Source organism: Candidatus Bathyarchaeota archaeon (assembly GCA_030739585.1).
Lineage (GTDB): Archaea > Thermoproteota > Bathyarchaeia > TCS64 > TCS64.
In genome coordinates this window covers 111,368-137,191 of sequence record JASLYX010000004.1, presented here as the reverse complement: position 1 = coordinate 137,191, position 25,824 = coordinate 111,368, and the positions used below count along the sequence as shown (strand labels likewise).

The window sequence follows — 25,824 nt, the reverse complement described above, 5'->3', positions numbered from 1 at the left end:
AAGGGCCAATGGGTGGACCCGTGATTCTAGTTTGCGACCAGATACACGACGACGGGGTCAAGGTCCTCATGGAAGCCGGTTATATAGTCGATCTCAGGACCGCAATCACAGCCTCAAAGTTAATCGAGGTTGTTGGAGGCTTCGATGCCCTCGTAGTCAGGAGCCGGACTAAAGTAACTAGGTGTGTCCTAGAGGCGGGGAAGAGGCTTAAGGTCATAGGCAGGGCTGGAGTAGGCCTTGACAATATCGACTTGGTTGCTGCCAAGCGACTCGAAATCATTGTGGTTAACTCCCCGGAGGGTCCAAGCAACGCAGTAGCTGAGCTTGTGATGGGGCTGATGTTCAGTCTCGCTAGGAGAATTCCTGAAGCTGATGCCAGCATGAAGAAGGGGGAGTGGATCAAGGGAAGGCTTACCGGGATAGAGCTGAAAGGTAAGACCATCGGAATCATTGGATTCGGGCGTATAGGAAACCAGATCGCGAAAAAGGCGAGGGCCTTGGAACTAAGTGTACTGGTATACGACGTCTCCTTCGAGAAAGTTATGCAGTCCATTGATGAAGCTGGGGCGGAGGCCGTAACCTTAGATGAACTCCTCAGGTCATCAGACTTTATTACTGTACATGTCCCGTTACTCCCCCAGACCAAATACATGATCGGTGCCGATGAGATAAGCACGATGAAGGACGGCGTTTACCTAATCAATGCCGCCCGAGGAGGTGTCATCAATGAGGAGGCTCTGAAAGAGGCGTTGCTGACTGGTAAGCTGGCGGGAGTCGCTCTTGATGTCTACGAAGAGGAGCCCCCCCGGGACCAATCCCTCATAGGGTTATCCAACGTGGTGAGTCTGCCCCATATTGGGGCGGCAACGGTCGAGGCTCAAAGAACAAACAGCATCATCGTAGCAGAGAAGCTGATCAAGATACTCGGCCAAGATTAGAAGCCCCCTGGCTCTTTATGGGTGATGTGATAATGAGAATATTTTCTTGGATTAATTCCGGTTCCCGTTGATCCAACCAACGTTCTTATCCGATATTATCGACGGGCTGTTTGGATCGACAAGAATTACCTCAAACCACTTAGAGATCCCGTCCTCCCAAACCCAGTACGAGTTAAGGACCTCGAGGTTGGGATACTTCCTGGCTACCCTTTCCTCACCTATCAGTTTAATGCTCTTCGCCGGGGTGTATTTTTTGACGCCCATTCGCTTCGGACGCCTCCCCATCTTGGGTCTTGGTTTACGCCGTCCACCTCTACGTACCCTTACTCGGACCATGACAAAACCCTTTTTTGCTTTGTATCCGAGGCGCCTGGCCCGGTCTATCCTTGTTGGCTTGTCGATCCTCACTATGACCGGTTGACGGCGCCAGATGATAACTCGTTGCCGCATCAGGTCTTTAATATAGCTCTGGCTAGGCTTTTTCCATGCCTTCTGGAGGTGGCTGTACATTCTGATTATCCTCACTGAGCGAAACTACTGAACAGAACAGGCTTCGTTAATATAAACGTTGATGGCTTTCTCCTATCCTAACGGTTTTCCTGTGAACTAAATAGTTAGAAAAATGGATAGGCGTTGGGTGCTACCCTAGAAGCGCGTATACAACAATAAGGGGAGCGAATAGGGACGCGATCTGGCTCATTACCGTGACGAGTGTGTTTAGCGATGGCCCAGCGGTATCCTTGAAGGGGTCGCCCACGGTATCTCCAATAACTGCCGCCTTATGGGCGTCTGAGCCTTTTCCCCCAAAGTTACCAGACTCAACGTATTTCTTAGCGTTGTCCCAGAGGCCTCCCGCGTTGGCCATAAGGATGGCCAGGAAGAATCCGCTGAAAATGGCGCCGCTGAGGTATCCTCCGAGGGCGTGGATCCCTCCGACGAAGCCGAGGACCAACGTGCTGACTATGCTGAAGACTATGAGGGGCAGGAGCTCTTGGAGGGCTCCCACTGTGGCGATGTTAATGCAGGAATTATAGTCGGGCTTCCCGGTGCCCTCTATGAGCCCCGGGATCTCCCTGAACTGGCGACGGATCTCCTCGATCATCCTGAAGGCGTTCTTGGAGACACCTAGGATGATCATTGCGGAGAATATGACTGGAATCGACATCCCGATGAATATTCCCATCATCACTAGAGGATTCATTAGATTGAAGACTATGGGCTCTCCCGTTATGCTCATCACGATTTCCTGGAATGAAGCAAGTAGAGCTAGTGCCGTGAGTCCTGCGGCCCCTATCGCGAAGCCCTTTGTGATTGCCTTGGTTGTGTTCCCCGCGGCGTCGATCTCATCCGTTATGTCTACGATGTCGTCCCCAAGCTCAGCCATCTCGGCGATACCCTTGGCGTTATCCCCTATGGGTCCATAGGCGTCTCCGGCGATGATGATCCCCGCTATGGAGAGCATCCCGACTGCGGCGATTCCGATCCCGTAGACCCCGTAGAGGGAGAAGGAGATGGCGGCCCCGATGCCTATCCCCAGGAGGGCGGGGAAACAGCTGATGAGACCATAGGAGAAGCCTGTGAGTATGCTGATGGCGGCCCCCGTCTGGGATGCCTCGGCCGTTTTGATGGCTGGGGACCTGTTGATTGAGGTATAATAGTCGGAAGTCATGCCGATAACTATGCCCGCTAGGAGGCCAGCAATATTGGCGTACCATATCTTGATGTCATATCCTAGGTACATAGTGACCGCATAGGTGAGGACTCCGAATACGAGTGTCGTGGTGTATGTTCCCATGTTTAGGGACTTCCCGGGGTCTGCTCCCTCCTTCCCGACCCTGACCAGTAATATTCCTATGATTGACGCGATGATCCCGAGTCCTGCGAAGACGAGGGGCAATGTCACGAGATACGGAATCTGAGATGAAGCTCCCAGGATCATTGCGGCCATAATCGCCGCAATGTATGAGTCGAACAGGTCGGCGCCGGAACCTGCGCAGTCCCCGACGTTATCTCCCACGTTGTCCGCGATGACAGCGGGGTTCCTCGGGTCGTCCTCTGGGATACCGAGCTCAATCTTGCCCACGAGGTCGGCGGCGATGTCCGCTGTCTTAGTGAAAATGCCTCCCCCTGCTTTCATGAAAAGAGTGAGAGTGCTTGCCCCTATGCTCATCCCGAGGAGGATATCAGGATCTCCCGTGATCCAGTAGACGATGCTGATACCCGCGAGAGCAAGCCCGACCACCATGAGGCCCATGACCGCCCCGCCTCTGAATGCGATGGGGAATGCCGCTGAGAGACCCCCCTTCCGGGCTGCGTTGGCTGTCCTGACGTTAGCCTTCACCGCTATCTCCAATCCGATCACTCCAGCCAAGGCTGACAAGACCGTACCGAAGACGTATGTGATGCCGATCTTTACGCCTAGGAACGCTGAGAGCGCGACGGTCATGACTGCCACGAATATCCCAAGGTACTTATACTCCGTCTTGATGAATGCCCGCGATCCCTCCTGGATCCAACCAGCGATCTCTTTCATTCTGTCCGTCCCAGCGTCCTTGTTGTTGACGTACTGGAAAAGAAAGAGTCCAAGCCCGATTGAGAACACTGATGCGACGGGCGCGATTAACCATGGATCAAACGAAACCAACATAAACCCTTCTAATTCTCAGATATGAAACTACCCAATCTCATTTACGAGATAATATAAAAGTATAGGGGAAAGACAGCGCCTTTCAAACTTTCCTGTGAGAGACGTATCTACGCCTCGGTATCAGTTTGCCCGGTATTATCAGGAACGCTGTGAGGGATCCTATGACGCAGACGAAGAGCTGGAAACCCGTCAGAGGAACGACTTTGAAGATCGGGTTGAGAGCAGGAATATACAGGATCGCCATCTGCATCGCCAGGGAGACCACTATAGCGAGGAATAGCATTTTGTTCTCCGTCCACCCCTTCCATCCTAGGCTGAAGATGTGGTGAGTCTCTGACCGGCACTGGTAGGAAAGGAGGAACTCGAAGAAGACGATGCTGGTGAACGCTATAGTCCTGGCAGTTGTGGCTGCGAGCTCGTAATCGCCGGTCGCTATCCACGTTGTGCTGAACGCCCACATAAACGGAATAAAGTCAGAGATGAAATCCACGAGCGCCGCGAAAATGATAAACCGCCAGAACCTCGTGAGCATCCCCTCATTCGGGTCCCGAGGCGGATACTTCATCAGGTCGGGATCAGGTGGATCAATGCTCAACGCAATGGCGGGTAGGCCGTCGGTTACAAGATTGACCCAGAGTACATGAATCGGTAGGAACGGCAGAGGCAGGCCTAGGAGGGTCACAATCGTGATCTCGATGAACTCGTCGAAGTTGGCGGCAAGCATCAGACGGATGTACTTTGTGACGTTGTCATAGATGTGTCGCCCTCCTTGGATGGCCTTCACGATGGTGGCGAAGTTGTCATCCTCGAGGATCATGTCAGATGCTTCTTTGGTGACGTCTGTTCCCTTGATCCCCATTGCGATCCCAATGTCCGCCGCCTTCAATGCTGGGGCGTCATTGACGCCGTCTCCCGTCATGGCCACGATATGACCGTTCCTTTTCAGGGACAATGCGATGCGCATCTTGTGCTCGGGAGAGACCCTAGCGAAGACGTTGACATCCTCGATGATCTCGTCGAGCCTGTCGTTGTCGATGTCCTCCAGCTCCTCTCCGGTCATCACGGAGCCGGGGCCCTCCTCTTTCAACATTCCAATCTCTTTCGCAATAGCGACGGCGGTAAGCCTGTGGTCCCCCGTCACCATCACAGTTTTTATCCCTGCTTGATGGGTGACTTTGATGGCCTCAGGAACTTCCTCTCTTGCAGGATCGATCATCCCGACGAGGCCGACTATTGTAAGACCTGACTCGATCTCCTCAATCTCATACTCTTCAGCTACGGAGACCTCCTTGTAGGACATAGCCAGCACCCTCAAAGCGTCGCTCGCCAATCCCTGCATGGTGAACAGAACTTGTTCCCTATCCTGCTCGTTGATAGGCCGGACGGTTCCCTTGTCTATTATTGATGTACATTTCTCGAGAATGATCTCAGGAGCGCCTTTCACATAGGCGACCCTGCCCCCTTCTGGCCCATCGTGTATCGTAGTCATCATCTTCCGAGTGGAATCGAAGGGGAACTCTGCCACTCTGGGGTAGGTTTCCTTTGTCTTATCGCCAAGACCCGCCTTCACGCCCAGCACGGTTAAAGCGCCCTCTGTGGGATCTCCGAAGACCACCCAGTTTCCCTCGTTCTGCTGGAGATGGGAGTCGTTGTTCAAGAACCCGATTCTCATCAGGAGCTCTCGGTCGGAGTCACCGAAGGGGTCGACGGGCTCGCTGTACATTGTGAACTCGCCAGTTGGTTCGTACCCGGATCCCGAAATGTCGATGATATTGTCACCATAGGAAAGCTGCTTTACCGTCATCTCGTTCTTCGTTAGGGTGCCAGTTTTATCGGAACAGATTACAGTAGTGCTCCCCAAGGTCTCCACTGAGGCAAGTTTCCTGACGATGGATTTCTGCCTCGCCATTCTCGAGACTCCCAGTGCCAATGTGATCGTGAGTACCGCAGGGAGACCCTCGGGGATGGCGGAGACCGCGAGGCTTACCGCCATCATGAACATTTTCTCCAGCTCGTGCTGGTGGACGAAAACGCCGATGAGGAAGACCCAGATGGTCAGGATCACGGAGATCGCGCCTAGCTGACGTCCCATTTTCTCCATCTTCTGCTTCAATGGTGGCTCCTCGACCACCACCGACTGAACCATCCCCGCAATCTTACCAAACTCTGTCATCATTCCCGTCTCGGTGACCACCGCGATTGCCCTCCCCCCAGTGATGACTGTGCCTGTGAAGACTGTGTTTTTCCTGTCACCGATGCTGGCTTCGGTGCTCAGAACCCTTAGGTTCTTCGTAACCGGTGTCGACTCTCCTGTCAATGCAGCTTCGTCCACCTGGAGGTTGGCTGCTTCAATCAGTCTCGAGTCCGCAGGGACCCTGCTACCCGCTTCAAGGATTATAATGTCTCCTGGGACCAGATTCTTAGAGTCGATCGAGGCCTCCTTCCTGTCTCTCAAGACGAGGACTTTTGGGGATATCATCCTCTTGAGAGCCTCGACGGCCTTCTCTGCGCGGTACTCCTGGACGAATCCCAGGATCGCGTTCATGATCACGATGATGAGGATGACGTACGTGTCTGTGAACGCCTCTCCTTCCTTAAATGAGATGTATGCTGAGACCAGCGCGGAGATAATGAGGATGATCACGAGGACGCTCTTGAACTGCCCCATGAGGAGCTTGAGGGCTGTCGTCTTCTTCTCTTCTTTAAGCTCGTTCGGCCCGAATATCCCAAGCCTTCTCGATGCCTCTTCCTCGTTTAGGCCGCTTCTAGAAGACCCAAGATGTTCAATGACTGAGTCAATATCTTCAGAATGCCAATCCAACTTTTCCAAACGTTTCACCAAAGTACCAAAGGCTTGCCTAGGGCTGCTATTGCCTCAAGGTGAACTCGCTGTCAAATTTAAAGATTCTTTTGGTTGGAAATGTGTTAGCTAAGCTTGTTTTAAACCGAATACTTCTAGATCATACCTGAAGAGGAAGGATCGGGTAAACACCTCGCTGGTCCCTTCCGTCAAGAAAACTCAGAGATCGCCGGTTAATCGTTCTCTTTCAGGTGCTTCTCTCTAAGGCGACTCTGGAGACTACAGTAGGTGCTGAAATTAATGATGATATAGCAACCGAAGAGGATCGTGACCTTTAGTCCTATAATCATCAATTAATCCCCAACAATGGCTACCGTTTATTTTGTTTGATTATGTATGAATGATGGTAACGCGCTTGAATAGTTAGCTATCGAATACTTCCCTCAAGCTCGAGGAACGCCCTTTGACGGAGGAAGACCACTGACACACCCTCTTTCTTAAGTGTCTTTCTAAGTTCAGAGTCATTGGTTGCGACGTTGAATCCTTGCTCTATCGCAACCCTTACTAGCGATTGATCTACGGTCTCCCCGCCCCTTAAGGAGTCTTTGAATACCTCGCATTTATCCGCCATTTTTCTTGCAAAGCCGATCTCCTTTAGAAAACCCGGTTTAGCCCCCTGCCCCACTAGGTCAAGTTCTTCGAGGATCGGGAGTGTTACAAGGCACCTTGTATTTTCCCCCAGGACACGTCTTAGTTCTTCGAAAATGTCCACGCCAAATTTTAGTGGTATAAACAGAAAGTTTGAGTCGAGGAGCACCGAGACTTGGTGCCTATCCAGGTCTACCCCTTTAGTATGCCTACACCTATCAGCCGCCATCTGCTGCCTATCCTCCTGCTGAGGGCCACCCGATCCCCGGCTTCACCGCAGACAGGGATGGTCAGTGTCGCCTCTAGGTAGTCTTTGGCCACCTTAGTGACATTCCCCATTGTCTTCGCAGTCCCTAGATTTAAAAGGAGCTTCTCTCCCTTGGCGACCGAGACCACTTTTCCCATCTCCCGGCTCCCAATAATGTTCTCGAATAACCGGATGTCGAGGCTTATCTCCCTAATAACGGGGGGAAGCGTCCCTGGCTTACCTATAAGGCTCCCCACGAGACCGTCGGACTTTGTGAGGGAGGGGTCGAGGAGTGTGCCTACTCCTACAAGTCCCCCTGGGATGGCCTGCTTCACCGTTGTGTTCCCTGAGTGAAGGCTCGTGATCTCTGTAAAAAGCTCCCTCATCTTGATCCTGTTCTTCTCTCGGACAGGGAGGCCTGGTCTGATCTCGACCTGTTCACCGGCCTCAAAGCACCCCTGGATTATGGACCCCCCCACTACGCCGCCCTTTAAATTATCGATGGAAGTACCGGGGACGTTGACATCGAAGCTCCTAACAATGTACATCCTGGATGACTCAGTGGTGGTCCTCTCGGGGGTCTTTAGGTGCTCTTCCATAGCTTGGAGAAGGAGGTCCATGTTGACCTCATGCTGGGCGGAGACTGGGATTATAGGGGCATTCTCAGCTATTGAGCCTTCTACGAACTTTTGGATATCGTTATAGTGCCGGATCGCGTCATCCCGAGTTACTATATCGATTTTATTTTGGACTATGATTATGTTTTTGAGGTCAACGATATCAATGGCTGCGAGGTGCTCTCTGGTCTGGGGCTGGGGGCAACGCTCATCGGCTGCGATGACCAATATGGCTCCATCCATGACGGCTGCTCCGCTGAGCATCGTAGCCATGAGGATCTCATGGCCTGGGGCATCCACAAAACTGAAAGCCCTCTGGAACTCTGCTGTGTTTCCGCAGTGAGGGCACAATGGAGATGTACAGTAACCTTGAGGCTCGTTACAGCTTGGGCATTTGTAGACAGCTGCGTCGGCGTACCCAAGTTTGATTGTAATCCCCCTTCTCAGCTCCTCACTATGTCGGGAAGCCCATACACCGGTGAGTGCCTGGACCAGGGTGGTCTTACCATGATCGACATGGCCTATGGTGCCGATATTTATCTCCGGTTGGCTTTGAAGTCTATGAATCTTAATTCTCCCCTTTGAACAGTCAAAGTACTTGGGTGGGTTGTTCCTATAAACGTTTATGAATTGCTCCTTGAGACTGTTCGGAGCCCCTTAAAACAGCGCGTCCTCCACCTTCAATAGCTCCAAAAGTGTCTTAAAGAGTTATCAAGAACAAAGCTAGAATCTTCGCTCCCGACAAGAACGAGTCCCCAAAGAAATGAGAACCTCTCATAGAGGCGATCCGGAGTAACGGGAACTGCGCGTTGTAGCGCGCGAATATTGAAGAAGTTTTTTCTTTTAAATCCAATCAAGAACAACGCGTACGACAGAGAAGAGGAGGCACGGAACACCATGGATAAATTCATCAACGCGAAAAATGATCCTAGTCCCCGAGAGCCTCTCTCAACAACTGTAGCCCCTCGGCTACATCTTCGAACTTCATAAGATAGGAACCACAAGCAAAAAAATCTACCCCGGCATTCTTGATCTCTTGAATTGTGCCCGGATTGACCCCCCCGTCCGCCTCGAACGGTAACGTCACTCCCAATGCTCTCAACCGCCTAATCTTTTCCAGGGCCTCAGGCCTAAACTCCGCCCCGTGTTTGCCTGGATTAACTGTGAGGAAAAGGACTCCATCCAATAGGTCTAGATAAGGCAGGAGCGCCTCAAGGGGTGTTCCTGGGTTGACTGCCAGGGAGACCTTGAATCCATTCTCCTTGAAATATAGAATATCAGTCTCAGGATTTTCCAATGTCTCAATGTGAATCATTGCCCAATCCACGCGACCAGCCAACTTTTCCACGTACGCTGAAGGATTCTCAACCATGAGATGAACCTCATACTTGAAGCTTGACGGCAGCTGAAAGTCGAAATCCAGCGAAGTGTTAGTCACAAACCTGCCGTCCATGATGTCAAGCATCACTCTGAGAACTTTCCCGTTCAGCCGGGCGAGCATCTTATCGAGCTCATTCTGAGTTTTTACTATAACCGTTGGCACTATTCGATTTTCCATCTTTATGACGTCTCAGGCCTGTAATGATAAGGAATAATGGGTTGAAAGATAAAAAGAGGGTCCTAGCAGAGAGATCCCGTGGTCACAAATAGCTGAGCGCGCGAAAGCTCACCAAGTCAAATCCCATGGCAGCTTGTTGAGACGCATAGGCTCGCCCTTAGTGACTAGTACGATGTCTTCTATGTGGCTCTGGAACCCAAGCTCTGAATCCTTATGTTGAGGCTCAAAGGTAAGGGTCATCCCTGGCTTGAGGAGCTGGTTGTCCGTCTCAATGGGTCCAAAGTTCGGGGCGTACGGCATGGTGTAATCATGTACATCGAGCCCTATCTGATGACCGCATCGCAAAAGGGGCTCGAGGCCGTGTTCCTGGTTGATTTCTGAGGCCTTTCTGAGAACTGTATTCCCTGTGGTCCCGGCTTTGATATTCGCGAATGACTCTTCATGGGCCATAAGTATCCGGTCCAACCAATCCTTCACGACCGGCGTAAGGTCCATGGGCCATGTGCGTCCCATGTCACTGCAGTATCCTGAGGGGACACGGCACCCTACATCGGTTACCAAGATGTCCTCGTGCTTCACAATCCTCTCTGGGTGCCTCGGGCCATTCCCGAAGCCTACGTTCGACCAGAAGCTGAACTCGATAGCCCCTCGTTCAATCATTCCGGTGTCCAATATCTTTTTGAGATCCCTCGTATGGGTCCCAGGCTTTGAGGCCTCTACCATCTCCAAGACGGCATCCTCTGTGATGCCAATCGCATCCCTTATCTCTCGAATCTCATAGCTATCCTTGATGGACCTCATCTTAAAGACGTGGTCAGATATATCAACTTGCTCGTTGAGGGTGACGCCGAGATCTTTTGAAAGCCGGAGGGAAAGCTGAGCGCTCAATGTGGAGAGGTCGAAACATATCTTGCTGGGATCGTAGTCATCGAGGGCTTGCTTCGTCGCTCTCAGTTGGTGTCCTTTCTCCTGCTTGATCGCTATGACCTTCCCGTATCGTCCGCTATCCGTCATCTGTTTTGCTCCCCAGTGAGGAACAACCACTGTGGATCCCCCGTGAATGTCAAAGACAATGGTGTTATGTTCATCCCCGAAACCCCATGGCCCCGATGCATAGACAAAGTTAGACGGATTGAGGCCGATGACCTCATTCATGAAGACAGCAGCCTCGAATCCCCGCCTCTCCACCTCATCTAGGATGGAGTTGATTCTCCTCTTCAGCGACTCTTTGAGATTCATCTCTACTGGGCAGATATAGACCAATTCAATATATCTGATCTTCTGTGCCCCTAAATGAGATCAAAATCTCTAACTAGCGCGCGTCAAGCTCATAAAACTCAAGGACGAAAACAGAAACGCGCGTGTCTTTCCTGCTTGATAACTTTGAGGTTAGCAACAAAGGAGGGGGACTCCTAGTTCTGATTTCATGGACTTTATCAGAGCTGCTCGAAAAAGCTCTCTAATCAGTAGCTAAATTTGCTTTCAGCGGGTTCATGAAGAATGCTGTTATCATAGCGCAGACGATCATAGCGGTCCCCATGAAGAACCATGGAAGCTGGGGGGAAACCTGATAGATGAATCCTCCTAGGAGGGACCCCAGTATTGCGGGGATTGTGAGGATCGCCCCCATTGCGGGTCCACCACCGCCCCCGCCTCTCATGTTGATGAACAGCCCTCCTTGGCCGATCGCCGCCATAACTCGCCCCCTCATTTTTTTGGGGACTGACTCAGCCATATAGGCTGGCGCGCCGATATTAAGGAATGCGCTGACTGTGCTCCCCAAGACGACAATAAGGGCGACATCCCAAAATCCCCGGCTGAAGGGGAAAAGGAAGAGGGAAATCGAGGAGGCTAAGAGGGCGAGGGTCAAGACTCTCCTAGCCCCGATCCTATCAACTATTATGCCAGCGGGGTAAAGGAGAGAGACGTTGACGACAGAGGTCATTAGAAGGACCGTGCCCCACTGGAGTTTTTCGAGACCAATCACATCTATGGCGTAGATAACCCAATAGGAGCCGACCAGATTGTTGCAAAAGAAGCTAATAGCCAGGACGGCGGAATAGTACCTGAGGTTCCGAGGGAACCAGCGGAGCACCGCAACAACGTCCCTATATGAGTTTATCACTATTCTCCGAATGCTCTCTCCCCCTGTTCCTTCTTGCTTGGATGAGTTGTCCTTGAGGAACCTGAGGTTCATGGTGGCGATCCCTATGGAAGTCATGAACGTGAGGGCGTAAAGGAATCGCATACCACGTATTACCCCCCATGTAGTGACCAAATACCCACCTATAAACGGAGAGAAGACTCCGATGGCCCCAGGGATACCGTACCATAGGGAGTAGCCAGTTCCACGGCGGTCCTCTGGGATGGAGTCGGCCATGAGGGAGTTTGCAGCGGGGAAGTAAAAGGTCACCGCACCCATGAAGAAGTTTCCAATAGCTAGAACCCTCCAATCTGGGGCGAACAGGAAAACGAGCCAGAGAACAGCGGTAAGGTAACTCGTAGTGGTGAGGACCCGGACCCTATTATAACGGTCTGAGAGGTATCCAGCGATGGGGTAAATAAACAGGCTGAGGATAGGGCGAAGGCTGTTCACGATCCCAATGTGCGCTGGGCTCCCCCCGAGGGCAATTACGTAGAGACTGAAGTAGGGAAATGTGATAAACATGGAGAGTTGTCTTATAGCGTCCCCGATGGTAAACACGAGAAGGTTTCCCTTCATAACCTCTCGTATGGATCTCAATTGCCAACCTCGTAGTCCTTCTAGTTGAAGGGTTGTTCTATTAAGGAGTTTTCATGGAGGCGTCTCTTATAACCCCGGGTGTTTCACTTGCAACTTCAACGTCCAATTGAAGAAGTTGATCAACCTCTATTTTTCCAATGATTTTGGTTGCTCGGAATATTTATATCTTCTTTTGTATGTATCGGGAGACTAGTGTGAGATTTTGCCCTTTAACTTCCTGACGCTGGATGATATCGACGTCTCAGGGAAAACTGTGTTCCTGAGGGTTGACATAAACTCGCCTCTGGATCCAGTCTCCAAGCGGATCCTCGACGCCTCCCGAATCAAGGCTACGTTGGAAACCTTGAAAGATCTGGAAAACGCTCGAGTTGTACTTGGAGCCCATCAGAGCAGACCTGGAAAATATGACTTTACGTCACTAGAGCTCCACGCCAGGGTTCTCCAAATGTATCTGGGAGCTAAGGTCACCTATGTAGGAGACGTTATGGGAGAGGAAGCAGTAACTGCTATCGAGGCGCTGAGACCCGGCGGAGTCCTAGTCCTGGATAATCTCAGGTCTATTCCGGAGGAGAACGTTCAGGCATCCCCTGCGAAGCATATTGAGACTGAGTTTGTTAAGACTCTTGCCCCTCATTTCGATCTAGTTGTGAATGACGCATTCGCAGCAGCCCATCGAAGCCAGCCTAGTCTAGTGGGGTTCGCGGAAGTGATGCCGATGGCTGCAGGGAGGCTCATGGAGAGTGAGCTCAAAGCAATGGACCAGGTACTAGTGGATCCTGATAGGCCATGCGTCTTCGTTTTAGGCGGGGTGAAAGTGGAGGACCGGCTCCCAGTGATAAAGAGGGTGTTGGGAGAGGGGATCGCAGATCGGGTCATGGTGGGTGGCTTAGTGAGGGAGACTTTTCATATGGCCGAAAAACGTCCTCAGGAAGAGGTGGAGGCACTGCCTATTGCAGAGAGGGTTCTCGTAGAAGAAGCGAAAAAATTACTGGAAGATTATAAGGATCAGATAGAGATCCCTATAGACGTGGCTCTAGACGTGGGGGGTGAGCGGGTTGAGATCCACGCTGACTCCGTGATGAATGAGCGGAATATTTTTGATATTGGGCTTAACACCATGGCTAGTTTCTGCGATCTGATAAAGAGGGCGGAGACAGTGGTGGCTGAGGGACCCATGGGAATGTTTGAGAGGCGTAATTTCAATACTGGGACAAAGGAGATTCTTCGCGCAATGGCTGAGTGTGAGGGATTCACCTTAGTCGGGGGCGGACACCTAGGGGTTTTGGTCGCGATGATGGATCTGGGCTCTCAGATGAGCCACGTGAGCACAGGGGGAGGGGCGATGCTTAATCTGTTGGCAGGGAGTTTGATGCCAATAGTGGAGTCCCTTGAGAGGTCCAAGCAGCGCTATGGTTAGCTGTTCGATATCATTAAATTGCTTAGCGCCTATCCAGAATGTCGCGGGGTCGTGGTCAAGCTTGGCACGATACGCGGTTTGGGTCCGCGTGATCCCCGGTTCAAATCCGGGCGACCCCACCATTGTCAGCACGCGAGTCCATTGAGATCCATATGGTCGAGGGAGGCGCTATCGAACCCCAAAGTCCAGTCCTAGACGTTTATCTGCGGTAGGAGATGGTGGACTATAGAGTCAACTCTTCGAATAATGATTATATCACAAGAAAATCCGTGACCAAGGAGATCAGGGAGGCATTGAAGCTCCATATGCGCGTCACTATGTGTTGAGGGCTTATTTCGACGCACGCTTCCCAAAGGTGAAGAGCAACATATCTCATGTCTATTGATAGTTATTCATAGACCACATGAAAGATATCAAGGCGAGGAACATAACCAACAAGGAAAGACTTCCTGAGTCTATTATTAAGGACAAGAGAAAAGTCTTCAGAGTGAGCTAATGTTACTTCTAGACCACTGGAACGAAGGAGGTTGAGGATTTGAAGGAGACTCTTAGAAAGCAGATTCTGGGAATTACTGGCTTCAGTTCAGATAAAGTGGATGTCGTAGAACTGACGATTAACTACGAAGACTTTGTAGTGCGCGAGAAGCTTCTTGCGCGCGTTGATGCCTAAACCCATTAGGTGAGGCGGAGGAGCGGGACCTTCGTACTCTGGTTCACAACTTGAACAAGAAAAGAAGTACCAGAGGTGCGCGAACCGCATATAAAAACGGATCAAGGGATGGACTCACTGAATGTGAATCCAGCCTGTTTCAGTAGCTTTATCAATCTTTCCTCTGATTTTCTATCTGGAACCATTTTTGATTTCACATTGTCAATCCACGTATAGTTTCTGTCTCCCATTTCATAGTTAACGTAATATTGTTCTTTCACCAGCTTTTCGGTCATGCATCTAATGGAGTTCTCGAGCTCCTTGATTGTGAGATCCCTATATTTGTCGATAAACAAGATGTTTTCAAGTGGATGCCTAGGCCTGAGGGGAGGGTTTTCAGAGGGATATCCAATACAAAGAAGACTAATCGGAAGTACACCTCTTGGGAGGTTCAAGGCCTCGATAACTTTTCGGTTAGCCATTGCGCCACCGATATATACTGAGCCCAGCCCAAAGGACTCTGAAGCAATCACCATATTTTGGGCTACCAGCGCAGCATCTATGAGTGAAAAAAGCTTCCAGCGATAACCCATACCTTCTTCAAGGGAGGATTCAAAGTCCAAAGCTCCCATCATTCTGGAAACCTTCCTAACATCTGAGCAAACACACAGGGTTAATGGTGCATCTAAGATCCAAGACTGCTTCCCACATGACTCCCAAAGCTTTTTCCTCCGCTCCTTCTCTTTGATCCATATAATTGAATACGTCTGCAATGAACAAGCGGACGGTGCTCTTATGCCAGCCTCAACGATCTTGACTATCATTTCATCTGTAATTGGGGTTTCATCAAATTTTCGAATAGTTTTACGATTTAAAATTACATCAATGGCTTTCATATCTATCGAATCCCCCCTCAGGGGGACTTTATAAAAACTTCGCGCTGCTGGCTTTAGAAATAACGTAGTAGAGAACCTGGGACAGCGTATCCGTTCAATGAAATGGCGATTAGACAGGTTGTTTTCGCAAGCTCTACGCTTTGCAAGGTAGAGATAATTTCCATAACGCTCATGGATATAAGTTCACCACTATGCAACGACTAAATGGCTATGTCAATATTGAACTTTCTAGCTGCAGCTTCTTGGCATTTTTGGACACACATATGTATATCAAAGACAAGAGAAGACTCAAAAATATTTAATCTAATCTTTGATTGTTACTTCAGTAAATTAGCTGACTAATCTGCGTGCGCCCCCAATCACCAGATTCTTCCCTTTCCGGGTTTTTTCCTTTAAGTGCGGCGATCATGTCGATAAACTATAATAAAGTTCCTTCCCTACCCATCGAGATTTATGATGGTTGAGGGCTCAGAGAGGGGGAGTGCTCTCGGATTGTTCGATAGATACCTTGCAGTCTGGATAGGCATTTGCATGGTGGTGGGGTTGGCTTTATCCCAGTTGTTCCCTGACTTGAGTCTAGCTATTGACGCTTTGAAGATCGGCGGCATCTCAGTTCCCATTGGCATATGTCTCTTCCTAATGATGTATCCGGCACTCCTGAACCTGCAACTCTCTGAGCTCAGAAAGTTGATGATAAACCCTAAGCCCATCCTTTTCACGATCTTCTCCAACTGGATCCTAGCGCCCCTAGTTACCGCTTTCTTGGCTTATGCCTTCCTAGGAGGGCGAGATCAGCTAATCATCTCCTTGATCCTACTAGGCTCGAGTCCGTGCACCGCAATGGTGCTGGTTTGGGGCGATCTTGCTGAGGGTAATCAGGAACAAAACGTGACTAATACGAGCCTGAATACATTAACCATTATGTTCCTATATGCGCCGATAGTATCCTTCCTGACGGGGATCAGGAAAATTCAGATTGATCGGTGGGCGCTAGTGGTATCCGTATTCGTGTTCATCGGGGTACCGATGATAGTGGGGTACATCTCGAAGAGGTACATCTTGGGGACCAAGGGGGCTGATTGGTTCCACGAGGTCTACAGACCACTTGTGGCGCGAGTCTCTTTGATCGCGTTGCTCACCACCCTCATCGTATTATTCTCGTTAAACGGCAAAGTTCTGATCCAAAACCCCGGAGAGTTAGTGCTCATCTCTCTCCCATTACTCCTAGGTTTCGTTATTGTGGTCGGCGTCAACCTTGTGATGACCCGGTTGATTGGTTTGGCATACCCTGAGGCGATCATATCCGTGATCATAGGCTCCTCAAGCCATTTTGAGATTGCAATAGCGACGGCCATCAGCCTTTATGGGCTCGAGTCTCTGGCGGCGCTGGGGACAACAATGGGGCTTTTCTGGGAGGTTCCTATTATGCTGGGACTGGTCTATCTGGGTAAAAAGCTACATGTGAGAGATTTCTGGAAGGCAGTAGATTAAGTCCCGAGGCGCGCACACAAGGCACAGATAATTCCGATTGTTTTGATGAATAGAATAATCTTCATTTTTTTAATGTATTTAATAATATGGATTTAACGTTTAATTGATTATTTTGGAGGCCGTATGGGAACGATTGGTTTTTCAATTTAGTCTTAAGGATTATCATTTTATGAGATCTATTGAATCGTGGAATGACACTTTATGAAATTAACCGAAGTTCTCCTTGGATTTGGCCTAGCCATCTTGCTTCGTTCCGTTTTAGTTTATATCATCCGTTTTCTTTATGAATATAAACAAACACAAAGGAACGTATGGTGAACGGTTACCTCATTCTTCAAGTTTGACTGAAAAACATCTCTCTTCAAGGTGTAGCGCTCAGAATATCCTTCCATTCCGTAACTGTCACCAGAACGTCTGAATCCTCCGAAACGTTTACAGACCTTCCTACTAGAGGCGTTAACTCAAAAAGCAAGGATTAGCAATAACATGTGATCTTTTTTCTTGAACAACCGAGCGATGAGGGCTCTTAAAAATTAGATAATGAAAACGAGTTCTTCAAATTCTCATTTCTACTATTCTGATTATCTATATAGACGTTAAAACCAATACAGTAAATGAAATATGGTTATTCCTTGTAGTTCCATTCATCTGTGAGATAATCGTGGGTAAACAACTCCAACTTAATCAAATCCAAGAAACCGTCGATGCATGGATCAATCAGTTTAAGGAGGGATACTGGCCTCCTCTTTCAATGCTTGCTTGTATCGTTGAAGAGGTAGGAGAACTAGCTCGCGAAATAAATAGTCTCGAAAAGATTAAAAAGAAGAAATCTTCAGAAACAAATACTGATATTGGATTGGAACTCGCAGATATCTTGTTTAGTCTTGTGTGTCTAGCTAATTATTATGAGATCGATCTTAACGACAGTTTTGGGAAGGTAATGAAAAAATATGCTACAAGAGATAAAGATCGTTGGACTAGAAAAAAGTCTCAGCATGCGCTGGAGTCTCATTCATATTGATCAAGGTCTTACCTGTATCTAGGTCGTTATAATTGAAGTTGGGACGGTATTTAGTTCTTTTTAAATACCCTATATACTATAAACGATTTTACATCAACGAAAACTTTTTTTCTAGGTGAATATAGTGCAGTTCTGCCCAAATTGTGGAACCCCCGTGGATACCAACAACAGGTTCTGCGGAGCCTGCGGGATGAATCTGACGCCTAAGAGCGTTCCACTGCCGCCGTCTCTTTCTAGTTACACACCTCCGCCCCCATCTCTCCCTTCGAACTACATTCCTCCCCCGTTCCCGTCTCCTCAGAAGGGCGATGTCATGGGCAACATCATAGGGGCCTTCGCGGGTCTTTTCGCCCAGCGGCCCCGTCTTATAGACGTCTCAGACGTGGTCTACGAGAAGCTTCCCCAGCCACTGGTCTCCCAGTCCTGGAAATTGATCGTAATCGCTGTAGTGCTGTTCGCTGGGTTCTACTTACTTGAGTTTGGTGAGCAGGCTGTCTCCATTATAGACAGCAATCTGATGTACTTTTTCTCTACCTATGCCGTCGCGTTTCTCTTCCTGTTCTGGGTCTACAGGAGCGACAAGTATGAGAGGGAGCCTCTCAGGTTCATTATCGCCCTCTTCGCTTGGGGGGTCTTCAGCGGACTCCTTGCCGCTCCTCTGAACATTGCATTTGGTCCTGCATTCCAATCCCTGTTTGGCAACGGGGCACTTGTTGCACCCTTCGTGGAGGAGCCCCTCAAGGCACTAGGTCTGTACTTGTTGGTCCGGCACAAGGTCTGGAGCAAGGAGTTCAACAGCCCGCTGGACGGCGTCATCTATGGCTTTGCGTCGGGTCTCGGATTCTTCGCGATGGAGAACTTTCAATACTTCCTTAACTTTGATGCCTCAGTCCTCGTGATGAGATCCCTACTCTGCTGGGGCCACGGGGTCTGGGTAGGCACCACAGGGCTATGGCTTGCAATCGCGAAGGTGAGGCGGGGCAGGGTAGTGAGTTGGGATCTCCTTCCGGGGCTCCTCGTCGCAATTACCCTCCACTTTCTCTGGAACGGGTGGACGGGGTTCTTGGGGGAATTAGGAGTCGTTGCAATGCTGGCCCAGGGCATCCATCAACTCTGGTACTCTCGGAAGATGATCAAAGAGGCCTTTAGGGATGATGTCCTCTTGGGTTACGGCGCGGGTATGGCTCCCGTCGAGAATTATTGATCATGCTCCCCATTTATAGTCTCCAGGGCTGTCCCCTTTAGCATAGGACTATAAGAACGTTCCAAGATTCCGCGAGGGAGTCTAACGGTTATCGCCAGCAGTTCCTATAATACTAGCTGTTGACTTTGGAATTAACTCTAAGAGTGCGCGCAAAATTATACTTAGTTCAGCCTACACCATCTACTTCCCCAAGGAAGGTACCTAATCTCATTCTACTGCAAAGTCCCTTTAGATGGTCCCCTGCCCAATCTCTTCTCTGGAATAGTTGTATTGGAAGACACAAATGCACAAAATCTCATCCTGTGGATAGGACTCTAGGCTTGTCCGCATATACGATGGACTGGAGTGTAGGCGTAGGTACATTTCTTGAACACCCACGCGTATGCAACTAGAACTTTTATATAGCCAACTAAATGCGAGAATGGTCTTCAGTCTCGAAAAAATTTTCACAGTTCTAATAAGTTGAAATATTCAAGATTGAATAGCTTGAAATATGAACCTGCGCGCAATCAGGGAATTAAATTCACAAGCAAGGGGGATAGGGTTGCGCGCTACGAGGATAATTTAAATGTCGCGCGCGCGTCACCCCTCCACTATTTTTTTACCTTTTTTTCGGAGTCCTTGTGATCGCATTTAACTATAGAAACAAACCCAACATTATCAATGTCTAAAATTCTCGATGACATACGTGTTGCAGACTTGAGTCACGTCTGGTTTGGCCCTTGGTGCACTATGATGCTTGCTGATCTTGGAGCTGAGGTGATCAAGATTGAGCCCCCCTGGGGTTCTATAGGGCGTGTGGCCCGGGGACCCCTCTTTGGGGGTGCCAGCACCATTTTCCATCATCTGAATATGAACAAGATGGGTATCTCTCTGAACCTCAAGGACCCTCAGGGGGTAGACGTTTTCAAGGACCTAATAAAAATCTCTGATGTCGTGGTCCAGAACTTTGCCCCCGGAACCATGGAACGCCTTGGCCTTGGGTACGACGTTCTCACAGAGATCAACCCTAAGTTAATCTATGCTGCACTATCAGGCTTCGGCCAGTACGGCCCTTATACCAGCCGCCCCGCTTATGCCTCCATTGCTGAGGCTATGAGTGGCCACACCCGGCTCACGGGGGACGGGGTCGACCCCAAGGGCCCTCCTATTCAAATAGCACAAGCCTACGGAGATCTTGGGCCAGGTACCATGGCGGCCATGTCCATCATTGCCGCAATAAGGCACAGAGACCGGACAGGTATGGGCCAGATGATTGACGTGGCTCAGCTAGACTGCATGCTAGCCTACAACACGGGGATCACCAGCTACATGCTTACTGGGCTCAGGCCCCATGAGATCAGGAAACATTATCCTAGAGCCCACATGATTGGAGGCCTAAAGCAAGCTAAGGATGGGGGCTGGGTACAGATCGCCGGCCACAGGCCAAAAGCTATAGAACGGTTGAAAGTGGAGCTGGGGATCGATGAGGTGACTCAGGAGATCTTAGACAAGATCATCGCCGGGAAAACTAGAGACGAGTTGGTTGAATATATGGCCAGATTCGGGATCCCCGTTGCCCCCGTCTACGACATCCCTGAGATCGAGGAAGATCCGCATGTTGAGGCCCGGGAGATGATCATTGAGGTGAATCACCCTAAGGCAGGTAAGATTAGATCCGTCAACTTCCCGGTGAAGTTCTCTGAAACTCCCATAGATGAGAGACGTCCTGCCCCTGTTTTCGGACAGCATAACGCAGAAGTGGTTAAGGGTCTCTTAGGATACTCTGAAGAGCGTTTTCAAGAGCTCAAGAAAACGGGTATAGTATTTGGGGAGTGAAGTTCTCGACGCCTATTATGGCTCAGGTTTTCCATAAAGCCCTCTCGAAAGTAGCTGCGGACCCTATCCCCTTATCCAAACCAGACGTGGTTGATACCGCAGATCTCGAATTAGTCACTAAATACTCCCCTATTTTTGCCCTGCTGAAGTGGTTTATGGCTCGACTGTTTTTTCGCTAAATCCGACATGCGCCCGTCGAGGTAAAGAAGACAATCGAACTTTACAAGAAGATAATATCGGGATTCTGAACTCGCTATTCAAATAAAACTGAGCCGCTAAGCTCCTCTACAGCCTTAGTAGCCCATTTTGCCTCTCTGAGCATAGCCCGGCCCACCGCCACGAGGTCCACCTTACCAGATTCTATAATATCATTGGCCTCCGAAGCTGTCTTTATCCCTCCTATACCAATAACAGGAATATCAACAACATTTTTTACGGCTTTTGCATGTGGAACGAAAAAGCCCGGACCACTTAGCCTTTTAGGGGTACTTCCGCAGAGACCGCCCGATACATCAATTATGTCAACGCCTTTCTCGGCGAGGAGCCTCGTGGCCTCGACTCCCTCTTTTAATGTGAGTCCTCCTGGGTATAGATCGGTTACACCGATCCTGTAGATCACGGGGAAGGCTCTGCCTAGGTTCTGCTTCACTGCCTCGATGATCTTGCATGGTAGGCGGGCTCGGCTTCTCAGGTCTCCACCGTACTCATCGCGTCTCTTGTTCGTCGCCGGAGAGAGGAACTGACATAGGAGGTAGCCGTGGGCTCCGTGGATCTCAACTGCATCGAATCCAGCATCCTTGGCTCTTCGAGCCGCATCAGCATAGCTAACGATTAAATCATCGATCTCTTCTAAGGTCAACTCATGGGGGATTTCCATACCTCTTATTGGGTGTACCAAAGCCGAGGGGGCAACGGGCATTGTGTCTGTGACCTCTCTTTTCGTCGTTCCTCCCCCGTGATTCAACTGCAGAACAATGGGGGTTTCGTTATCATGAACTATATCTACGAGTCTGGCCAAGCCAGGGATGAGATCATCGGAGTGGGCCCCGATCTGATTTGAACTCGCCTTTCCCACAGGTTCAATATAAGAGTGCTCCACGATCATAAGTCCCAAATCTTGGGATCTAGCTGCGTAGAAGTTCAACAGTTTCTCGGTGACCTCTCCATTACCGTTGGCATAATTTGTGGCCATTGGGGGCATAACTATCCTGTTCCTGAGTCTTAGGCAGCCAACTTTCAAGGGATCTAAGAGGTGTGTCATATATTCACAATTGATTGTGTCCGGCGTTTAAACTATATCTTCCATCGGTAGGCAAACCCTCTCATTGATCCATTTTCATCTTGACATTGACCTCGTTAGAACTAACCTACTTGAGGGAGGTCGTAGTGTTCGTGTTCCCCCTGCCATTAGCCGGGAACAGCGTTGCGATCACAGCGTTCTCCTCTTTTTTGGCTATCTTTTTCGCTGCGGCGTAGTTCAGTCCAGAGGAAAATCCCACTGGATATCTATTATTCCAGAGCCCCTCCATAGCCTGGAATGCCTCTTTGTCTCCCACATGGACCCAGTCATCAATGAGGTCCTCGTTGTCGGAGAAGATTATTGATTTCATCGACTCCTCAAAGTTCCTGACACCCTGGATCTTGTGGTCTCTCTGGGGTTGAACGGTTATAATCTTGATCTCCGGGTTCTGGCTTTTCAAGTACCGTGCCGACCCGATGATGGTGCCCCCCGTACCCGGTGCGAGTACGAGGTGAGTGATCTCCCCGTTGGTCTGGTTCCAGAACTCTGGTCCTGTGGTTTCTACGTGGGCCTTGATGTTGTCTCGGCTCCTATACTGGTCTCTAAACTCATACTTCCTGGGGTCCTCCATCCAGAGGTCTGCCACCATCTTAATGGCACCGTCCCTCTCCCCTCCAGGGCAATATCCTCCTGGTGTCACCATGTATTTGGAGACGCTCTCCTTGAGTATCTCTATCGTCTCCTCGTCAGTGACGCTGGGTACCACGATGAAAGTCTTTATTCCAAGATAGGAGCCGATCTTTCCGTAGGCTATCCCCAAGTTCCCCGAAGAAGCCTCTATCCACACCTTTTCCTCCAAGGGGTTTATCTCACCCCGCTCCAGCGGGCCGGTGAGCATGTAAGCTGCGGCCCTGTCCTTAACGGACAGGCTGAAGGGGTTCAGGTGCTCTAGTTTTGCGTATATCCTGTTGCCATTTACGGTGTCGAGGTGTGCTATTGGTGTGTTCCCTATACGTTCCTTAATATGGTTTATTCTGGACGCGTAGGTCTCAATTGTGCCCGGGACGACTAGTGATTCAAGTTGTATGATAAATAGACCCACCAGTTACGCTGACTTATTTCGTGTTTGAGGATAGATTTTGATGTGTGGAGATTTTAAATTGTTGCGAGAACGTTCAACAGGCAAATGAATGGCTATTAGAAGGGAATGGTATCGTTGATCTAAGACAAAGATATTCACCCATCTACTACACCGTGTATTTAGATAGTTTAGTGAAATGCAGAATGCTAATAAACTTTGCGGAAGAAAAAACTTGGACAAAAAAAAGTGTGGTTAATTGACTTTTATGCTTTTTGTGGATTCCCAGAGTCCGTGGATATTGCAGTATGAGATAGCGTTTAGTGAGCCACCTTTCTGGGTTTTGAAGGAGAAACTTACTCCGTGGTTCGTGTAGACTGGTCCCTTATTAGGGCCTTCAGCACTCTCTCCGTGGGCGTTGAACTCAAAGTTACCTACATCGTACGCCGATTTCTCCCCTTCAGGCACAAAATAAACCCTGATCCAGCGGATGTGGTGCTCCGTTGTGTTCGGATGTGCGACCTCTTTGCCTACGGTCACGGTGATATCCAATTTTTCACCTGCGCCGACTTCGTCGGGGCCATCTATAACGGGGACGTGTTTCTCGCCTTTCCAATCAGCAGTCTGAATCTTCTCCGATATTCGCTCAGCCATTTCTATTCTTGAAAAACTTGGGAACGGTGAAATAAAACCAAGTACATTTTCGGCACTCGTAACTGCTGACTGATTTAGTAAATCAAATTTGTGTTGATTTAATCTGTTACATACTTATCTATCTTGTAACGTTCCTCATCGTGCCACGTACTAGATTTATATAGGTGCCAAGGCGAGCCTCGCACCTTTGCCCAAAACACTGGCGTACCTATATATTCCAACCTTCATTCTCGATGTATGTTTCACCTTAGGATATAGAGAGTCGTGATCGAGTGTACTGTATACCTTAAGTTGTCCTAAAAGAGACGCAAAATTGAAAATTCTCTTAAATGTATTGGAGCCGGGCGAGGGATTCGAACCCCCGTAGATCCGCTCTGCAGGCGGACGCCTAAACCGCTCAGCCAACCCGGCGCGGATTGATCTACCCTTTCCCCGTAATTTTAACCTATCGTGTACCTGAACCCATTCGCGTCGACATCCATATGAATTATAAGCAGGAACCATTCCGATTATTCTGGCGTACGTTAAATGGCATCAGCTTTTGTGGTCATCAAGGTCGAGAATAGGGAGGTTGAGAAGGTCTACGCAGACTTAGTTGCCCTAAGTGAGGTCACCGAAGCCCACGTGATCGATGGCATCTACGAGGTATTCCTATTAGTTTCTACAGAGACAATGTCCGCCATCGAGGAACTGGTGCAGAAGCAGATTGAACAAATAGAGGGAGTCATCTCCACTTTGACCCTGATAATCCTAGATCCAGACTCTAAGAGTACCTCTGAGGAAATACCTTTCGCGACCGCCATCTAACCAACTCTAGCCATAATTATCAGCTTTTTTCCCAGACTCTTGAGGTTAAATATTGAGTTCATAGCGCTCTTGGATCTATAATCCTCCTTTCCTAATAGAAACGTGTATTGAGATATCTTTACTATAATCGGGGTCGAAAAAATATCATGGATTTAGCAAATGGCGGGCTCGGTGGGATTCGAACCCACGACCAATGGAGATATCACCCGTCTCCTTCCCTTTTTTGTTTCACTTTGGCATTTGATAAGAAACGAGTTCCCGCAAAGATTAGGGTGCTATGGGGATTTGGAACCTTATTTTTCCCAGCTTACAATATCGGCTACACTCTTTCCATTCTTATACTTAGGTATTTCATCAGATACTCCCAGAGGTGTTAATGAGATTACCGAAGGATTATAGTTCACTTGAAAGACGAGGAGGATGTTCAGGCGTTGCGATGCTTTTGGAGCAGAAGATTGCGGAGAAGACTAGACATATTGGTAACCCTATCAGCCACATTCATCTGGGGTATGAAATTGGGGAGGATTAGAGATTGTCTTCCGTTTTAGAATATAGATATGTTAGGTCGAATGATGTCCCGGGTGGTTTATTTATGGTCACTAAGGATGGTGAAAAGCCGTTCATTCCTTCTATGAGGGAGTGTAGATCGATTCCTCTTCATTATTCTGATAATGTAGTCGATATTGGAGCCTATATGGGACAGTATAGTATTCGCTGTGCCAGGTTTCCTGTATCAAAAGTGATCGCGTATGAGCCCACTCCTTCCTCGTATCAGATATGTACCAAGTTGAAGCTTCCTAATTTCAAGCCAATACACGCAGCTATAGTTGGAAACGATAGAGAAGAAGCTACATTACACGTCTCGTCGGGTATAGGGGTCACGAATAGCACCATTTTATCGTTCAGTAATAAGAAAGCGATTACTGTTCCCGCAGTAAAATATTCTGATGCGATCAAGGATGCTACCATCGTGAAGATTGATGTTGAGGGCGGGGAGTATAATTTTCATATTGAGGATAATTTTCCAGATTCTCTTAGAGCGTTAATTATTGATTTTCACCCTGTTAGCCAATATAGGTGGCTGGAGGAAGCGAAAGAGATCGTCCTTGCGATTGAGAGAGAGGGATTCACGCCTGTTATTTCTCCTGATTGGTCTAATGCGTGGGCGAGGGCGGGAAGTTGGATGAGAGAACGGGATTTGCCCGATGTGACTAACCCGATGCTTGAGGGGATCGTGTGCTGTGGATGTGGAGAGATAATCGATTCGATTGGGAAGTCTCTTTGCATTAACTGTTGGAAGAGATGGTCAAAGCGACACCGACGGGGGTATAATTTAGCACCATGAACACCG

At 49.2% G+C, this 25,824-nt stretch carries 20 protein-coding genes, 2 tRNA genes and 1 pseudogene; 10 read left to right on the top strand and 13 right to left on the bottom strand.

Features of this window, described 5'->3' with window-relative positions; all coding sequences use genetic code 11:
• Positions 1 to 8 precede the first annotated feature (8 nt).
• Positions 9 to 938, top strand: a complete 930-nt coding sequence (locus tag QGG23_05335; GenBank protein MDP6048848.1) for a hydroxyacid dehydrogenase — start codon at positions 9 to 11, stop codon at positions 936 to 938.
• Positions 939 to 1,007: 69 nt separating this feature from the next.
• On the opposite strand, the pseudogene QGG23_05330 reads toward QGG23_05335, so the two are convergent.
• The 8 genes and pseudogenes from QGG23_05330 to QGG23_05295 all read right to left on the bottom strand — a co-directional run bounded on the left by QGG23_05330 (position 1,008) and on the right by QGG23_05295 (position 12,198).
• Positions 1,008 to 1,448, bottom strand: a pseudogene (locus QGG23_05330) (50S ribosomal protein L15e).
• A gap of 130 nt (positions 1,449 to 1,578) precedes the next feature.
• Positions 1,579 to 3,585, bottom strand: a complete 2,007-nt coding sequence (locus QGG23_05325; protein ID MDP6048847.1) for a sodium-translocating pyrophosphatase — start codon at positions 3,583 to 3,585, stop codon at positions 1,579 to 1,581.
• An 82-nt stretch (positions 3,586 to 3,667) separates the two neighbouring features.
• Positions 3,668 to 6,415: a cation-transporting P-type ATPase gene (locus QGG23_05320; protein ID MDP6048846.1), complete on the bottom strand. Its 2,748-nt coding sequence runs from the start codon at positions 6,413 to 6,415 to the stop codon at positions 3,668 to 3,670.
• 397 nt (positions 6,416 to 6,812) lie between these two features.
• Positions 6,813 to 7,262, bottom strand: a complete 450-nt coding sequence (locus QGG23_05315; GenBank protein ID MDP6048845.1) for a hypothetical protein — start codon at positions 7,260 to 7,262, stop codon at positions 6,813 to 6,815.
• Positions 7,226 to 8,470, bottom strand: a complete 1,245-nt coding sequence (locus QGG23_05310; GenBank protein ID MDP6048844.1) for a translation initiation factor IF-2 subunit gamma — start codon at positions 8,468 to 8,470, stop codon at positions 7,226 to 7,228. The genes QGG23_05315 and QGG23_05310 overlap by 37 nt, the downstream gene beginning before the upstream one ends.
• A gap of 355 nt (positions 8,471 to 8,825) precedes the next feature.
• Positions 8,826 to 9,455, bottom strand: coding sequence for a ribulose-phosphate 3-epimerase (locus tag QGG23_05305; GenBank protein ID MDP6048843.1), 630 nt, complete (start codon positions 9,453 to 9,455; stop codon positions 8,826 to 8,828).
• A 108-nt stretch (positions 9,456 to 9,563) separates the two neighbouring features.
• A complete protein-coding gene (locus tag QGG23_05300; protein MDP6048842.1) occupies positions 9,564 to 10,718 on the bottom strand; it encodes a Xaa-Pro peptidase family protein in 1,155 nt (384 codons plus the stop codon).
• Positions 10,719 to 10,914: 196 nt separating this feature from the next.
• The gene (locus QGG23_05295) at positions 10,915 to 12,198 is read right to left on the bottom strand and encodes an MFS transporter (GenBank protein MDP6048841.1); all 1,284 of its coding nucleotides are present in this window, start codon (positions 12,196 to 12,198) and stop codon (positions 10,915 to 10,917) included.
• A 202-nt stretch (positions 12,199 to 12,400) separates the two neighbouring features.
• Here QGG23_05295 and QGG23_05290 point away from each other — a divergent pair, with 202 nt between their 5' ends.
• The 3 genes from QGG23_05290 (at position 12,401) to QGG23_05280 (ending at position 14,285) form a co-directional block, all read left to right on the top strand.
• Positions 12,401 to 13,615: a phosphoglycerate kinase gene (locus QGG23_05290; GenBank protein MDP6048840.1), complete on the top strand. Its 1,215-nt coding sequence runs from the start codon at positions 12,401 to 12,403 to the stop codon at positions 13,613 to 13,615.
• Positions 13,616 to 13,660: 45 nt separating this feature from the next.
• Positions 13,661 to 13,737 (top strand) — tRNA-Pro (locus QGG23_05285).
• A 413-nt stretch (positions 13,738 to 14,150) separates the two neighbouring features.
• On the top strand, positions 14,151 to 14,285 hold the full coding sequence (locus QGG23_05280; protein ID MDP6048839.1) for a hypothetical protein: 135 nt from the start codon (positions 14,151 to 14,153) through the stop codon (positions 14,283 to 14,285).
• Between the two features lie 101 nt (positions 14,286 to 14,386).
• Here QGG23_05280 and QGG23_05275 read toward each other — a convergent pair whose 3' ends face one another.
• Positions 14,387 to 15,160 (bottom strand): nitroreductase family protein, encoded by a 774-nt coding sequence (locus QGG23_05275; protein MDP6048838.1) that lies wholly within the window; start codon positions 15,158 to 15,160, stop codon positions 14,387 to 14,389.
• Between the two features lie 453 nt (positions 15,161 to 15,613).
• Between QGG23_05275 and arsB the strand changes: the two genes are divergently transcribed.
• The 4 genes from arsB (at position 15,614) to QGG23_05255 (ending at position 20,694) form a co-directional block, all read left to right on the top strand.
• Entirely contained in the window at positions 15,614 to 16,651 is a 1,038-nt protein-coding gene (gene arsB / locus QGG23_05270; GenBank protein ID MDP6048837.1) for an ACR3 family arsenite efflux transporter, read from the top strand.
• 661 nt (positions 16,652 to 17,312) lie between these two features.
• Complete coding sequence (locus QGG23_05265) at positions 17,313 to 17,672, top strand: nucleotide pyrophosphohydrolase (GenBank protein ID MDP6048836.1); 360 nt, start codon at positions 17,313 to 17,315, stop codon at positions 17,670 to 17,672.
• Between the two features lie 154 nt (positions 17,673 to 17,826).
• On the top strand, positions 17,827 to 18,876 hold the full coding sequence (locus QGG23_05260; GenBank protein MDP6048835.1) for a PrsW family intramembrane metalloprotease: 1,050 nt from the start codon (positions 17,827 to 17,829) through the stop codon (positions 18,874 to 18,876).
• 663 nt (positions 18,877 to 19,539) lie between these two features.
• Positions 19,540 to 20,694 (top strand): CoA transferase, encoded by a 1,155-nt coding sequence (locus tag QGG23_05255; GenBank protein ID MDP6048834.1) that lies wholly within the window; start codon positions 19,540 to 19,542, stop codon positions 20,692 to 20,694.
• 253 nt (positions 20,695 to 20,947) lie between these two features.
• Here the strand turns inward: QGG23_05255 and QGG23_05250 are convergent, their stop codons facing one another.
• The 4 genes from QGG23_05250 to QGG23_05235 form a co-directional block, all read right to left on the bottom strand.
• The gene (locus QGG23_05250; protein MDP6048833.1) at positions 20,948 to 21,955 is read right to left on the bottom strand and encodes an NADH:flavin oxidoreductase; all 1,008 of its coding nucleotides are present in this window, start codon (positions 21,953 to 21,955) and stop codon (positions 20,948 to 20,950) included.
• A 106-nt stretch (positions 21,956 to 22,061) separates the two neighbouring features.
• Entirely contained in the window at positions 22,062 to 23,036 is a 975-nt protein-coding gene (locus tag QGG23_05245; GenBank protein MDP6048832.1) for a pyridoxal-phosphate dependent enzyme, read from the bottom strand.
• Between the two features lie 231 nt (positions 23,037 to 23,267).
• Positions 23,268 to 23,666, bottom strand: coding sequence for a class II SORL domain-containing protein (locus QGG23_05240; GenBank protein ID MDP6048831.1), 399 nt, complete (start codon positions 23,664 to 23,666; stop codon positions 23,268 to 23,270).
• Between the two features lie 335 nt (positions 23,667 to 24,001).
• Positions 24,002 to 24,077 (bottom strand) — tRNA-Cys (locus tag QGG23_05235).
• 117 nt (positions 24,078 to 24,194) lie between these two features.
• Between QGG23_05235 and QGG23_05230 the strand changes: the two genes are divergently transcribed.
• On the top strand, positions 24,195 to 24,473 hold the full coding sequence (locus QGG23_05230; GenBank protein ID MDP6048830.1) for an Lrp/AsnC ligand binding domain-containing protein: 279 nt from the start codon (positions 24,195 to 24,197) through the stop codon (positions 24,471 to 24,473).
• A 592-nt stretch (positions 24,474 to 25,065) separates the two neighbouring features.
• Complete coding sequence (locus QGG23_05225; protein ID MDP6048829.1) at positions 25,066 to 25,818, top strand: FkbM family methyltransferase; 753 nt, start codon at positions 25,066 to 25,068, stop codon at positions 25,816 to 25,818.
• Positions 25,819 to 25,824: the final 6 nt, after the last annotated feature.

What these genes read in the sequence shown, in the direction of transcription:
- arsB (MDP6048837.1), top strand. Translation starts at nt 15,614, where the DNA reads ATGATGGTTGAGGGCTCAGAGAGGGGGAGTGCTCTCGGATTGTTCGAT.
- QGG23_05325 (MDP6048847.1), bottom strand. Translation starts at nt 3,585, where the DNA reads ATGTTGGTTTCGTTTGATCCATGGTTAATCGCGCCCGTCGCATCAGTG.
- QGG23_05230 (MDP6048830.1), top strand. Translation starts at nt 24,195, where the DNA reads ATGGCATCAGCTTTTGTGGTCATCAAGGTCGAGAATAGGGAGGTTGAG.
- QGG23_05275 (MDP6048838.1), bottom strand. Translation starts at nt 15,160, where the DNA reads ATGAAAGCCATTGATGTAATTTTAAATCGTAAAACTATTCGAAAATTT.
- QGG23_05335 (MDP6048848.1), top strand. Translation starts at nt 9, where the DNA reads ATGGGTGGACCCGTGATTCTAGTTTGCGACCAGATACACGACGACGGG.
- QGG23_05225 (MDP6048829.1), top strand. Translation starts at nt 25,066, where the DNA reads ATGGTCACTAAGGATGGTGAAAAGCCGTTCATTCCTTCTATGAGGGAG.
- QGG23_05250 (MDP6048833.1), bottom strand. Translation starts at nt 21,955, where the DNA reads ATGACACACCTCTTAGATCCCTTGAAAGTTGGCTGCCTAAGACTCAGG.
- QGG23_05255 (MDP6048834.1), top strand. Translation starts at nt 19,540, where the DNA reads ATGTCTAAAATTCTCGATGACATACGTGTTGCAGACTTGAGTCACGTC.
- QGG23_05305 (MDP6048843.1), bottom strand. Translation starts at nt 9,455, where the DNA reads ATGGAAAATCGAATAGTGCCAACGGTTATAGTAAAAACTCAGAATGAG.
- QGG23_05315 (MDP6048845.1), bottom strand. Translation starts at nt 7,262, where the DNA reads ATGGCGGCTGATAGGTGTAGGCATACTAAAGGGGTAGACCTGGATAGG.
- QGG23_05240 (MDP6048831.1), bottom strand. Translation starts at nt 23,666, where the DNA reads ATGGCTGAGCGAATATCGGAGAAGATTCAGACTGCTGATTGGAAAGGC.